The sequence below is a fragment of the Pseudomonadota bacterium genome, assembly GCA_039024915.1.
Lineage (GTDB): Bacteria > Pseudomonadota > Alphaproteobacteria > Rhizobiales > MH13 > MH13.
Map to the genome: position 1 here is coordinate 122,865 of JBCCPK010000004.1, position 12,348 is coordinate 135,212.

Consider the following 12,348-nt stretch of genomic DNA (forward strand, 5'->3'; position numbering starts at 1 on the left):
TCGAGCTTGGTCTCGTTTGTTTTGAACCGAGAAGGCAGGCTTGCTCTTGTTTGGTATCACTGCACGCAGCTTCCTATCATTGTTTCGCCAGCGCAGCTGGAGTTTCCGCTTTGCTGCTCGCTCGGCCCGCGATCGCCGCAACCACAACCGCCATCGCATAGGCTAGTTGTCCGACGATACAGATTGTTGCGGCGTGAGCTATAGCGGGGAGAGGCCCGCCCCCCGAGGCCCAAGAAAGGGACAAGACCAGTGTACTGAGGCCAATGAGAGCAGCCATAGCGACCGGTGCTTTCAGCGGCAGCATAACCAGTCCAAACCCGATCGCGATTCCGATGATATCCATAGCACCCTCCATTGCACTGAGGTTGGTTTTCACCGGTTAAAGCCGGCTTAATTTTTGTGTCAGGCGGGCCGCGCCCCAGCGGCGTCCCTCAAGTTGTTTTGTCGAGTTTTTGGATCTCGCCTTAAAAAGGTTGCTTAGCTCGTCACGGACGTGGATACGCTAACAACCTGAAAAGCCGCGTGAATCGCGCGACTGTCGGCACGGTTCTGGGCGATCTGTGATGGCCCAGCGAGACGCCTCATGCCGTTTACCTTAAGCCAACTAATTTTTCGTCAGCGTTAATCAAGAGTTTGTTTTTGGATGCGGGTGCTGTTTACGCTATGGACAACTGAAAGCGCGTGATGTTGCGTTGCGGCATAAGTGCGAAATGAGTGGATAGTGCGTCTCGTGAATATGTCGCCCTCGACCCAATCTGCCTCCGTTGAGCCGCGAGCGTCTAGCCAAGTCGGCCGATGGTTTGCGGTGCATACGCAGCCGCACCGCGAGCTTCCGGCAGAACAGCGCCTGCAGGCGCAGGGGTTCACCACTTTTGTGCCGAAAATCGACCGGACCATCCGGCATGCCCGCAAGATAAGCCAGGCGCAGCGACCGTTCTTTCCCGGTTACCTGTTCGTTCAATTCGACCCCGAAGCGACTGCTTGGCGCGCCATCAACGGAACGGTTGGGATTAAGCGATTGGTCATGCGCGGTGACCGCCCCGCCCCGATACGTCGAGGTGTGATCGAGACGATGCTGCAGTCGGTAGACGAAGCGGGGCACCTGTTGTTTTCTCAACCCCTAAAGCCGGGCGATAAGGTCCGGTTGATCAACGGCCCCTTTGCCTATCAGCTTGGGGAACTGCAGCAGTTGCGGGCAAATGATCGCGCCCGCGTGCTTCTGTCGATGCTCGATAGCACTGTGCCAATCGTGACCCGGCGCCAGGATCTGGTACCGGCAGACTGACGGTTAGCGCCAAGCGTACCCTGCTTGCCGTCAAATACAGTTGAGACGATGGGTGGAGCCTCTTCACCCAAAGTGCGGCAGCGTGGAAAAACCGTTTGCCGATAAGCGGAGGTAAGAGCCTTTGACGCCGATCACGCCCATCATCCTTGCCGGTGGAACCGGTACGCGGCTTTGGCCGGTCTCGCGCGAAACGTTACCCAAGCAGTTTTTGCCGCTGCATGGCGACCGGTCAACCTATCAATCGACTTTGGCCAGGGTCGCGGATGTGAGCGGCTTTGCCCGACCCGTCGTTATGACCAACGATGCCTACCGCTTTCATGCCGAGGCTCAGGCTCGCGCCATGGGTATTGACGTTGATGTAATTCTGGAACCTGTGATGCGGGACTCGGGCCCAGCCATCGCCGCCGCTTCGGCCTTTGCGGCAAACCGTGATGGGGGTGATGCAAGCATACTCGTGCTTGCGGCTGACCATGTTGTGCTTGACGATGATCTCTTCGCCGAGGCGGTCGAACACGCTAAGCCTTCATGTGACGCGGGCCGCATCGTGGTTTTTGGTATCCAACCCAATGCGCCCAAGCCTGATTTCGGTTACATCAAACCGATTAGGGCCGGAGAGGTGTCTGATGTGGAGGCGTTCATCGAAAAGCCGGAACCGGCACGCGCGGCTGAACTCATCGCGGCAGGCGCTTACTGGAACGCGGGCTACTTCATGATGCGTGCCTCTGTCCTGGCGGACGAACTGGGGCACCATGCACCCGACCTCGCACAGGCCGCCTCGTCGGCGGCAGCGAAGGCGGAGCCCGACCTCAACTTTTTCCGGCTCGATGCTGAAGCGTTCAAAGCTGCACCTAAGATCTCGTTCGACTATGCATTGATGGAGAAAACCGACAAGGCATCGGTTGTGCCGGCCCACTTCCGCTGGTCGGATATTGGCAGCTGGGACGCGCTTTGGCAGATCGGCGACAAGGATGACGCTGGAAACGTGACGACCGGCGATACCGTGGCGCTCGACACGAAAGACTGCATCGTTCACGCGGACGGCTCTGTGGTTGGCCTGCTGGGAACGCACAACCTTGCGGTCAGTGTCACGCGGGATGCGGTGCTGGTGGCTGATCGATCACGCTCGAAAGACGTCAGGGAATTGGTTGCCGAGCTAAAGGCCCGCAACTCTGCGCAGGCCACCGAACACCGATTGGTGCACCGTCCTTGGGGTAGCTATGACGCTATCGACGAGGGTGCGCGTTTTAAGGTCAAACGCATCACCGTTAAACCGGGCGCTGCCTTGTCGCTGCAAAAGCACGTTCACCGCGCTGAGCATTGGGTCGTGGTGCGCGGTGTCGCCGAGGTGACAATTGGCGAGACCGTAACGCGCCTTGCAGAAAACCAATCGACCTTCATCCCGCAGGGTGCCGTCCACCGCCTGAAGAACCCGGGCCGTATACCCTTGGAACTGATCGAAGTTCAGACCGGCTCGTATCTGGGAGAGGACGATATCGAGCGGCTTGAGGATACCTTCGGTCGGCTTTGAGCCTCTCGTTGCTCGCGCTATGGCCCGCCCGGTTACTAGATTTAGAGTGCGTTGATGGCTAGCGATCCCTTCTCTCTGGACGGGAAGACGATTTACGTTGCCGGCCATAAAGGGATGGTCGGCTCTGCGCTGGTGCGCCGTTTGGCAGGTGAGGGGTGCGAGCTTTTGACCCGTGAACGGGCAGAGCTCGATTTGACCGACGGTCCACGCGTACGCGCGTTTATGACAACCCACCGCCCTGACGCGGTCGTCTTAGCTGCCGCCAAGGTTGGCGGGATACTCGCAAATGCGTCGGCTCCGGCGACATTTCTTGCGCAAAATCTGGCCATTCAGCAGGCCGTTATCAACGCCGCGTTCGAAGCTGGTGTCAGACGCCTCGTGTTTGTGTCCTCAAGCGCTGTCTATCCCAGAAACGCTCCTCAGCCGATGGCCGAAGATGCACTTCTGACCGGGCCTCTCGAGCCAACCCATGAGGGTTATGCCATTGCTAAGATCGCAGGGATGAAGCTGTGCTCGGCGTTGCGGACCCAACATGGTGCTGATTACTTTGCCGTAACGCCGACCAATTTGTATGGACCTAAGGACAATTTTGACCCGCAAAGCAGTCACGTCGTCGCGGGGATGCTTCGCAGGGCGCACGAAGCCAAGCTGTCCGGCTCTGCGTCTCTTACGATTTGGGGAAGTGGGTCGCCGCGACGCGAGTTCCTGCACGTTGATGATTGCGCCGATGCGATCGTGCACTTGCTCAAGGCCTATAGCGGCGAAGGCCACCTCAATATTGGTACGGGCGAAGATTTGACGATTGGAGACCTCGCTGAGCGGGTCGCAGCCTGCGTGGGCTTTTCCGGTGAGATCGTGACGGACCCTTCAAAGCCGGACGGTCCGCCGCGAAAACTGCTGAACGTCGATCGGCTTCGTGCAACTGGCTGGAGACCGAAAATTGCACTGACCGATGGGCTTTCGGCGACTTACGAGTGGTTCTTGAGAGCAGCGGCGTCGGGCGGCTCCGGAACGGGACAACATGCGGTTGCCTGACCACGCGCTGATCGCCAACCGGGAATGCGCCGCCTATGGCATCGCCCCCGCCCTGTTGTGGATACCTCGTTGACCTATCGCGCCGATATCGACGGATTGCGTGCCATCGCTGTGTTGGCTGTGATTGCGTTCCACTTCTCGGTTTTTGATTTGCCCGGCGGCTACCTTGGCGTCGATGTCTTCTTCGTCGTCTCCGGCTATTTGATCACCAGGATCATCTGGGCGGAGATACAGGCAGGTACGTTTACGCTCGCCACCTTTTACGAGCGGCGCATCCGGCGCATCATGCCATTGCTGGTGGTCGTGCTGTTGTGCTCCACGGTCGCGGCGCTATTCATCTTGTTGCCGAGCGATCTTGTACGCTTCGCGGTCAGCTTGATCGCGACCTTAGCATTTGTGGCAAATATCTACTTCTGGCGCGACACGAACTACTTCGCTCCGGCAGCTGATGAAAAACCGCTGCTGCACATGTGGTCGCTGGGGGTCGAAGAGCAGTTCTATATTCTCTTGCCAGTCCTCCTGATCGTCGTCGCGCGATTTGCACCCAAATGGGTCGCGGCTGTCATCCTCCTTACAGTGTTGACGTCTTTGGTAGCCAACACAGCGTTGAATGTAATCGGTGGTCGAAGTCCGGCCTTCTATCTCTTGCCGACGCGAATCTGGGAGCTTGGCCTTGGGTCGTTGCTGGCTGTCCTGCCTAACCGGACAAGCCCCTCTTCGCTTGGTGCCGAGATAGCTGCCATCGTGGGCTTAGCCCTGGTGATCGCGGGGATTGCGTTTGCCGACCACATTCCCGGACCTGTTCCGGCAGCGGTACCGGTTGTGGTGGGAACAGTGCTTATGATCTGGTCCGGAGGCACCGCCAAGACACGTATTGCGACGGCTTTATCGGTTACGCCGGTGCGCTTTGTCGGCCGCATTTCCTACGCGCTATACCTGTGGCATTGGCCGGTGCTGGTTTTTTCGACCTATTACCTTGTCCGCGAATTGAGCCAGATTGAAACGCTGGCGGCGATTGCGCTTGTGTTCGCGCTCTCGGTGGCGTCGCTGTACATGGTTGAAACGCCTGCCCGAGACAGGCGGCGTTCGTTCCGGGCCGTTGCCGCGGCGCTGAGTGTCGGTGCGGTTGTTCTGGTCGCGGGAGGCGTGGCCACGATCATGATGTCCGGCCTTCAGGGAAGACTGCCAGTGCAAGCGGCTGTCATCAACGAGGCTGCCGGGACGAACTACCGCTGCGCGGTCACAGATTTTGTTCCCTTTGGCTCGTCTCGTGCCTGTCGATTGCACGTGCCATCGGGTAGCCTTGCAGAGGCGCAGATTGTTCTTTTTGGCAACTCGCACGCGCAAATGTACGCGCCACTGATTGAGGAGGCGGCGCGCCAGACGAATGCATCCGCCATTCTGGTTCCGATGAACGGCTGCTTGCCGATCACCAACATCAACATATCGCGAGGCTGCATCGGCCAAGCCGAGCGCAACATCGCCGCAATCGAGTCCCTGCCGGAAGCTGAACGAACACTTGTTGCCTTCAACTGGGAGGTCGACCAACGGGAGCATGTCTACGCCGATGGCACGCCGGTGACCGATTTCCACGCCGAATTGATTGCTGGCCTGAACATGCTCGTCGATCGGTTAGAAGCCGCTGATATCGAAGCGCAGCTGGTCGGCCCCATACCCGTGCCTGGCTACGATTTGGCATCGCAGTACAGTCGGGCTCTCGCTTTCGGTCATACCTTCTCGCGTCCGCTGGCAGTTCCGTACGCAGACTTTGAACAGCGCCATGCAGATGCTGTTGCGTCGCTCAAAGAACGGCTGGGCGTAAGATTCGTGGAACCGCATTCCGCATTGTGTGACGACACTGAATGCAACTGGATAATCGATGGGCGGTCGATCTTCTCGGATTCAAACCACATCGCCATGGGCGAATTGCATCGTTTTCGGCCCTTCTTTGCCGAAGCGCTCAACTAGGATGGGCCACCATGTGGGCGTTTCGATCGACGGATAAATACGGTAGCTAATGGATCGCCGCAGCTTTGATTACATGCTGATTGGTGCGCAGAAATGTGCAACATCGTGGCTCTATTATTGTTTCCGCGACCACCCGGAAATCTGTGTTCCCACCAAGAAGCTTGAGAAGGGCTACATTGGCGGCAACATGTTCGAGGAGATGGGGGAAGACTGGTTCTTCGACCGCTTTCACCCATCAGACAACCAGCGGGTTGGCGATATCTCGGTGGAGTATCTATGGGACGAGAATGCCGCTGCCGCGATGAAACCCTTTGCGTCGGACGCGAAGTTTATCATCAGTCTTCGGCACCCGGTGGATCGAACGGTCTCCGGCTACTTCTGGTTGCTGCGTAAGGGCGATATAGAAAATCGTCCACTTGAAGACGGTCTGGGACCAATCCTTGACGCTCAACCGGGCTTTTCAGAGCCTATCGAAGGCCCACTTGGACAAGCAGTCGGACGCAGTCTGTACGGACCGCAGATCCAACGGTTTATTGACCTTTACGGTGCCGAACGGATCAAAGTTGTTTTGTATGAACAGATCGCCGCAGCTGGGTTACAACAGGTGCAGGATCTGTACAGCTATTTAGGGGTCCGTTCTGACTTTCGGCCACCCAGCCTTGGCTCGGCACCCAAGCGCAACTCCTACAATAACTGGCTGCTGGCGATCGAAAGCTCGACTAAGAGCAAGGCTGTGGCCAAGCTCTGCAATTATGCTCATCAGGCGCTCACCACGGTGTCGTCACGCAAAGATATCGTCCCTGCGGTGATGCGATCACAGCTTAACGCGCTTTTCGAACCCGCCGTCGCAGAGACATTGGATGTGCTTAGGCAACTGCCTGCGGACCAACGACCCTCTGATGACGCACTGAGCGCCCACTGGATGCAGGGCCGACACTGACATGATGACCAGACCCGTGATCGTTCTAGGGGCACCGCGCGCGGGGACGAGCGTCCTGGGTCGGCTTCTGGAAGCTCACCCAAAACTCGTTCATGTCAAAGAGCCGCGTCTTGTTTGGCGATACGGCAATGATGGCCTTTCGGACCTGCTTCCGCCAGAGGCAGCACGTCCCGAAGTGGTTGCTTATATCCGCAAGTATTTCGAGGGCCTGTTGGGGGATACGCCTGGCGCGCGCATCATCGAAAAGACGCCGAGCAACTCCCTTCGTGTGCCCTTTATCGAGAAAGTCTTTCCCAACGCGCAGTACGTCCATGTGATGCGGGACGGATACGAGGCGGCGCTATCGATCCATTGGCATTGGCACAACTTAACGGTCGGTGTGGGTCAGGGTCGGCGGGGCTCTCAGAAAAGCATCTTGCGGCAGCGGCTTGAAGAAGCGCACCCCAGTCAGCTGCCGCATTATCTTGGTGAGTTCTTTATGCGGCTTCTGCCGAACGGGAAGGGCAAGCCCCGAACGCTTTGGGGGCCACGTCTGCCGGGTTTGAGGCGCATGACCAATGAGATGGACTTGTTTGAAGTAGCGGCTTGGCAGTGGCGCATGTGTGTCGAGCGCGCCTGCATGGACGGCCGGCCGCTGGGACCTGATCGCTACCTGGAATTCTACCTCGATGATCTGAATGAAGGTCGCCTGGAATCGATCTTCGAGTTTCTCGATCTCGATTATGCACCACAGGCGCGCGCTTTCTTCCGCGAGGAATTCGAACCCGCTAAAAATCTCAAGAGACGCGATATGCTCGACGAATTGTCCGCTGAACAGAAGCACGGCTTACGCCGCGTCGTGGAGCCGACAGCTACCTGGCTTTCAGAAGGCCAAAAGAGCAATTCGTTGGTCACTGCGCCATGAGCTACCTTCTGATGCGGGCCGTGAGCAAACCCGGGTGGGCCGCGCGCAAAGCCTACCTTTGGGGCCGCAGCATCGCAGGGCTGCAACGCTCAGACGTGGTGATGGCATTCTACCCCAAGACGGGGAGCACGTGGGTGCGGATCGTGCTGTACAACCTTTTGGCGGCGCAGCGTGGCCTCGTGGCGTCGGACTTTGATTTCGATTCCGTGGATGCATCCATGCCAGAGTTCGCGCACCCCAGTTTCTTCCGCGCGTCGCCCTTTCCCGATGTGGCGCGGACGATCAAGACCCACCGGCCATACGTGCCGTTCTGGCGCGGGCATAAGAGTATCGTGTTCACGCGTGAGCCGCGCGATACGATGGTCTCGTTTCTTCACTACGCTAACGCGAAGAAAGAGTTCGGTTTTTCGGGCGGGCTCGACGATTTGTTGCGTCACCCCGATATGGGGCTCGACAGCTACTTTCGCTTCTACTGTTCATGGGTCGACAAGGCTGGTCTGATCGTCAGCTACGAGGATCTGCGCCGTTCACCGGTTGAGACGTTCCGGTGCCTTCTCGATTACATTGGTATTGAAGCAAGCGAAGACGAACTTGAAGCCGCGCTGGAGGCTTCAAGCCTTGAGAAAACGCGCAAGGCACAGGCGCAGAGTTCCAAAGCCTTCCAGTCGAAGTTCGCCGAGGGGTTTGTTTTCGCCCGAAAGGGCTCCGTCGGCGAAGGCCGGCAGATATTCGGCGCGGATCAGGAAGCCTTCTTCCAAAGCCGGCGTCGTCATTGGGGGTTTGATCTTTATGACTGAAATGACCGAAGAGGATGGCTCTGCAACCTTGCAAAAGGTTCTTGTAACGGGGAGCAGCGGGTTCATCGGTCAAGCGCTTTGTCGCCGCTTGCTCGCTGATGGCTTAAGCGTGCTGGGGCTCGATACGCGAGAGCCCGGCCAGGCAGCCGCATGGGAGCACCGCACGATCGACGTGATGGATAGCGAAGCACTGAGCGCCGCCTTTGAACAGTACCAACCCGACGCAATCATTCACCTTGCTGCGCGTACTGATCTCGAAGGCAAGACGGTCGAGGACTATGAGGTCAACAGGCAGGGTGTTCGTAATATCTGCGACGTGGTCGCCGCGACGCCATCGGTCCGGCGCTCAATTTACACATCCTCTCAATTGGTTTGCGCAATCGGATCAACCCCGAAATCGGATACCGACTACTCTCCGAACACTGTTTACGGAGAGAGCAAGGTTGCCACGGAAATGGTTGTCCGCGAGACCAATGGCGGCGACGTCTGCTGGTCCTTGGTCCGTCCTACAACGGTATGGGGCCCGGGTATGAGCCAGCACTACCAAACAGTGCTACGGATGATCGATAAGGGGCTCTTTTTTCACTCGGGTTGGGGCGCGCTCTACAAGTCATATGCATTCATCGACAATATCGTACATCAGTATGTCCAGCTGCTTCACGTGCCGCGCGAGACGATCAACGGCCGAACTTTCGTTCTGGCAGACTACGAGCCTTTCTCTTTGCGCGACTATTTGAACGCGCTGGCAGATGAGCTGGGGCGGCGGCGGCCCGTTACGGTTCCGTTGCCTGCAGCGCACATGCTGGCCTTTGCAGGCGATGTGCTCAATCGTGTTGGCGTCCCGTTTCCCTATAACAGTTTCCGCTTGAACAATATCCGCACCGAGTACACCGTTGATGTGTCGAAAACCGAAGAGGTGTGCGGTCCGGTGCCGGTCTCTTTTCCGGATGGTGTTAAGCGGACGGTCGCGTGGTTTCGCAGCGCGTAGGGTAATAGCAAACCGAGAATGTACAGCCTCACCATCCTGATCCTGGGTCTTTTCCCGACGCTTCTGCTATTTGGAGCAGCACGGCTGGACGCGTGGGGCATAGGCCCTTCGCCGCTCACGATTATGGGTTGGACATGGTTGTTCGGCTACACACTCAAAAGCATCTATTTATCGTTTGCGGTGGTGTACGACTTGCCGTTCCGGCCTGACTGGATTGCTGCCGACATCGTTGATGTCGGGCAGATGATGATCACCGTGGGCGTCATCTCGATGATAGTGGGCTACCTGGTATTTGCCAGCCACATCGCACCGCACCGGACCAGAACGCTGCCGCCTAGACCGTGGCCCGTTGATCCTCGCCTGGTGTACTTCCCCTTCATGGCCATCAGCATGGTGCTGCTTGCCATCTTCTTTTACCGCATGGGCTTCGTGCAGCAGATCGCCACTGGTCGGTTCTTTGCATCCAAGTTCTTCGTCGATGAACAAGGTGTCCGCCACTCTTTAGGGTTCCTATCGGTTGGCGGCGACTTCCTATTGGTGTTGTTCATCTACTACCTCGCGATGGCAAAGAGGCTGACCTGGGTGAACGTCTACACCGTCACGATGGCGTTTCTTTTGCTTACTTTGTTCCTTGCAAGTCGACGGAACGTTGTCATTGCGCTGGTGGTGTTGGCCTTAATCGTCTTGGCCATTCGATCGGTGGACCGAAATCTTCTCAAACGATTGATGCGATTGGCGTTCATTGGGGTGATTTTTGCATCCCTGTCGTTGGCGAGCCAGGTTCGCGATGCCTCACGGGAGGGATTGGCACTGAGCCAATTGAACGTCCTGCACGCTATCCGCGCAACCACCGTTCATGCGTTCGAGGGCGCCTACTTTATCGACCCAGCGAAAACGGCCGCCATTGTTGATAAAGTGGATGCCACCAATCGGTTTATGGGCCTCAGCTTTGTAGGCTTTATCATCGCGCCCATTCCACGCGTTCTGTGGAACGATAAACCAAGTGTTCGGGTCGGCCCGTTCGTTGCCCAACAGCTTTTCGGCTTCAATAGCCAAGCCGGTGTTCCACCTGGAGCGGTGGGCGAGTTCTACCTCAACTTTGGCCTGATGGGCGTGGTGCTGGGGATGATGTTGTTCGGTGCCGGGTTGGCGTACTTGTGGTGGCGACATCGCAACGCGGTCGATCCCCGTTTCACGATTGTTCGCTACGCTTTTTTGATGGTGGCTGCTATTTATTTCGTGAACGTCGAGTTCTCCGCAGCGATCGTCATCTTCATAAAGTACTACATCGCGATCCTGATCGCCGAGCAATATTGGCGCTTCCAGCTGGCGCGTGAAGGCCGCTTGGGTATTGATCATATTCCCAGACACATGCCCGTCTCGCCCGTGCGGCGTCCCAGAGCTGGCTTGGTGGGCGGTGCGGGTTCGTTTCGTTAATCGTCGATTGTATCTGCGACCGTGATTGGCTTCGCCGGAACGCCAACAACCGTCGCCCGATGTGGCACGTCTTTGGTGACGACCGCACCAGCTCCAATGATTGCGTGATCGCCGATGGTAACGCCAGGCAGGATGCGGACGCCCATACCGATGTGGACACCATCGCCGATGAACACCGGCGCGTAATGGGTTGGCGCATCTTTCAGGTGTACGCCGCCGGATCGGTCATAGGTGCGCGAATAGATGATCACGCCAGCGGAGATGCCGCAGTGCTCCCCGATCGATATGCCGCCCGCAGCAGCAAGAATGGAGTTGTGAGAGATATGGGTGCCGCGCCCAATCCTGCACCAGCCGTCCGAGCTGGTATTGACTTTCACGCCTGAGCGCAGGGCAGTTCCCGATCCCATCTCAATCGCAAAGGGCGAATCGAGCAGGACCCCACGGCCAAGAGCGGTCAGGCCGTACCCGTTGCGCAGACCGACCAGCCTTCCGCGAAGGCGTTCTTCCGCTCGCAACGCTTTATCGGGAAAAGCAAATCCGATGGCGTACCCGCCCAAGCGGGCGGCCAGTTCGATGACCCCCAATGGGAGAGCGTGCCGGAGTGCCTTCATTGTTTTTGGTGCACCGCGCACGTCTTGGTTTCGTCGCATTGACTCGCTTCCCATCTGCTCGATCCTACCATCTCGGGTAGTATCGATAATACCGCCCCTGTCGTAAGGGCAAACGCAACATGCATGGCTCCCGAGCCGCTCTAGGAGAAACGCAATGCTAGGCCGTATAAGGCGCTTCATTAAGGGACGGTTGATGGATCGCGATCTCGCCAATCAGTCCATGGAAGAACGGTTCACAGGTCACTATCGATCCGGTTGGTGGTTCGACAATGGTGAAAGCCTAAGTGGTTCCGGCTCTACTTTGGACGCAACTCAGCGCATACGCGAAGAGTTGGTGCCCTTTATGCAAAAGTGGGACGTAGAGAGGCTTCTTGATGCACCATGCGGCGATTGGAATTGGATGCAGCATGTGCCTTTGCCCGCGGATGTGCATTACCTGGGCGCGGACATCGTGCCTGACCTGATTGAGGATATGCGCGCAAGATACAGCTCGGAGCGCGTTGAATTTACTCAGATCGACATTACCGCCGATCCACTGCCGCAGGCTGATATGATGATGTGCCGGGACGCCCTTTTCCATCTCAGTCACGCGGATATCTGGCGCTTCGTTGACAATTTTCTCGGCTCCTCCATTCCGCATCTGCTGACGACGCACATGCCCCAGATCGAAGAAAACAGAGATATCGTGACCGGCAAACATCGTCCGCTCAATCTTGAGGCGGCTCCGTTTAACTTTGAGCCGCCCGTCGACAAGTTTGCCGACTTCACACCACCGCGTCGCGAGAAGTACATGGCGTTGTGGACGCGCGAACAACTAGAGAAAGCCCGCGCGGCCGCTTAGGCCTCGTTCGCCCG

The 12,348-nt window shown here is 57.6% G+C and carries 12 protein-coding genes; 10 read left to right on the plus strand and 2 right to left on the minus strand.

Annotation, left to right across the window (positions count from 1 at the left end; genetic code table 11):
• Positions 1–76 precede the first annotated feature (76 nt).
• Positions 77–343 carry a hypothetical protein gene (locus AAF739_09070; protein MEM6382811.1) on the minus strand — a complete coding sequence of 89 codons (267 nt, stop codon included), beginning with the start codon at positions 341–343 and terminating at the stop codon, positions 77–79.
• Between the two features lie 393 nt (positions 344–736).
• Here AAF739_09070 and AAF739_09075 point away from each other — a divergent pair, with 393 nt between their 5' ends.
• The 9 genes from AAF739_09075 (at position 737) to AAF739_09115 (ending at position 10,882) form a co-directional block, all read left to right on the plus strand.
• Positions 737–1,285, plus strand: a complete 549-nt coding sequence (locus tag AAF739_09075) for a transcription termination/antitermination NusG family protein (protein ID MEM6382812.1) — start codon at positions 737–739, stop codon at positions 1,283–1,285.
• Positions 1,286–1,406: 121 nt separating this feature from the next.
• Positions 1,407–2,813: a mannose-1-phosphate guanylyltransferase/mannose-6-phosphate isomerase gene (locus AAF739_09080; GenBank protein MEM6382813.1), complete on the plus strand. Its 1,407-nt coding sequence runs from the start codon at positions 1,407–1,409 to the stop codon at positions 2,811–2,813.
• 54 nt (positions 2,814–2,867) lie between these two features.
• Positions 2,868–3,848, plus strand: a complete 981-nt coding sequence (locus AAF739_09085) for a GDP-L-fucose synthase (protein ID MEM6382814.1) — start codon at positions 2,868–2,870, stop codon at positions 3,846–3,848.
• 69 nt (positions 3,849–3,917) lie between these two features.
• On the plus strand, positions 3,918–5,816 hold the full coding sequence (locus AAF739_09090) for an acyltransferase family protein (GenBank protein MEM6382815.1): 1,899 nt from the start codon (positions 3,918–3,920) through the stop codon (positions 5,814–5,816).
• A gap of 49 nt (positions 5,817–5,865) precedes the next feature.
• Positions 5,866–6,756 (plus strand): hypothetical protein, encoded by an 891-nt coding sequence (locus AAF739_09095; GenBank protein MEM6382816.1) that lies wholly within the window; start codon positions 5,866–5,868, stop codon positions 6,754–6,756.
• 1 nt (position 6,757) lies between these two features.
• Positions 6,758–7,660, plus strand: coding sequence for a sulfotransferase (locus AAF739_09100; GenBank protein ID MEM6382817.1), 903 nt, complete (start codon positions 6,758–6,760; stop codon positions 7,658–7,660).
• The gene (locus AAF739_09105; GenBank protein MEM6382818.1) at positions 7,657–8,457 is read left to right on the plus strand and encodes a sulfotransferase domain-containing protein; all 801 of its coding nucleotides are present in this window, start codon (positions 7,657–7,659) and stop codon (positions 8,455–8,457) included. The genes AAF739_09100 and AAF739_09105 overlap by 4 nt, the downstream gene beginning before the upstream one ends.
• The gene (locus tag AAF739_09110) at positions 8,450–9,445 is read left to right on the plus strand and encodes an NAD(P)-dependent oxidoreductase (GenBank protein ID MEM6382819.1); all 996 of its coding nucleotides are present in this window, start codon (positions 8,450–8,452) and stop codon (positions 9,443–9,445) included. Before AAF739_09105 ends, AAF739_09110 begins: the two co-directional genes overlap by 8 nt.
• A gap of 18 nt (positions 9,446–9,463) precedes the next feature.
• Positions 9,464–10,882 carry an O-antigen polymerase gene (locus AAF739_09115; protein ID MEM6382820.1) on the plus strand — a complete coding sequence of 473 codons (1,419 nt, stop codon included), beginning with the start codon at positions 9,464–9,466 and terminating at the stop codon, positions 10,880–10,882.
• On the opposite strand, the gene AAF739_09120 is transcribed toward AAF739_09115, so the two are convergent.
• Positions 10,879–11,532: an acyltransferase gene (locus AAF739_09120; protein ID MEM6382821.1), complete on the minus strand. Its 654-nt coding sequence runs from the start codon at positions 11,530–11,532 to the stop codon at positions 10,879–10,881. The two genes, AAF739_09115 and AAF739_09120, sit on opposite strands and share 4 nt — an antisense overlap.
• A 154-nt stretch (positions 11,533–11,686) precedes the next feature.
• On the opposite strand from AAF739_09120, the gene AAF739_09125 reads away from it, so the two are divergent.
• Positions 11,687–12,334, plus strand: a complete 648-nt coding sequence (locus tag AAF739_09125; GenBank protein ID MEM6382822.1) for a class I SAM-dependent methyltransferase — start codon at positions 11,687–11,689, stop codon at positions 12,332–12,334.
• The last annotated feature ends 14 nt before the right edge of the window (positions 12,335–12,348 follow it).

Excerpts from the sequence above, each read along its gene's own strand:
- AAF739_09070 (MEM6382811.1), bottom strand. The coding sequence starts at position 343 with ATGGATATCATCGGAATCGCGATCGGGTTTGGACTGGTTATGCTGCCG.
- AAF739_09095 (MEM6382816.1), top strand. The coding sequence starts at position 5,866 with ATGGATCGCCGCAGCTTTGATTACATGCTGATTGGTGCGCAGAAATGT.
- AAF739_09100 (MEM6382817.1), top strand. The coding sequence starts at position 6,758 with ATGATGACCAGACCCGTGATCGTTCTAGGGGCACCGCGCGCGGGGACG.
- AAF739_09120 (MEM6382821.1), bottom strand. The coding sequence starts at position 11,532 with ATGCGACGAAACCAAGACGTGCGCGGTGCACCAAAAACAATGAAGGCA.
- AAF739_09075 (MEM6382812.1), top strand. The coding sequence starts at position 737 with ATGTCGCCCTCGACCCAATCTGCCTCCGTTGAGCCGCGAGCGTCTAGC.
- AAF739_09085 (MEM6382814.1), top strand. The coding sequence starts at position 2,868 with ATGGCTAGCGATCCCTTCTCTCTGGACGGGAAGACGATTTACGTTGCC.
- AAF739_09115 (MEM6382820.1), top strand. The coding sequence starts at position 9,464 with ATGTACAGCCTCACCATCCTGATCCTGGGTCTTTTCCCGACGCTTCTG.
- AAF739_09105 (MEM6382818.1), top strand. The coding sequence starts at position 7,657 with ATGAGCTACCTTCTGATGCGGGCCGTGAGCAAACCCGGGTGGGCCGCG.
- AAF739_09110 (MEM6382819.1), top strand. The coding sequence starts at position 8,450 with ATGACTGAAATGACCGAAGAGGATGGCTCTGCAACCTTGCAAAAGGTT.
- AAF739_09125 (MEM6382822.1), top strand. The coding sequence starts at position 11,687 with ATGGATCGCGATCTCGCCAATCAGTCCATGGAAGAACGGTTCACAGGT.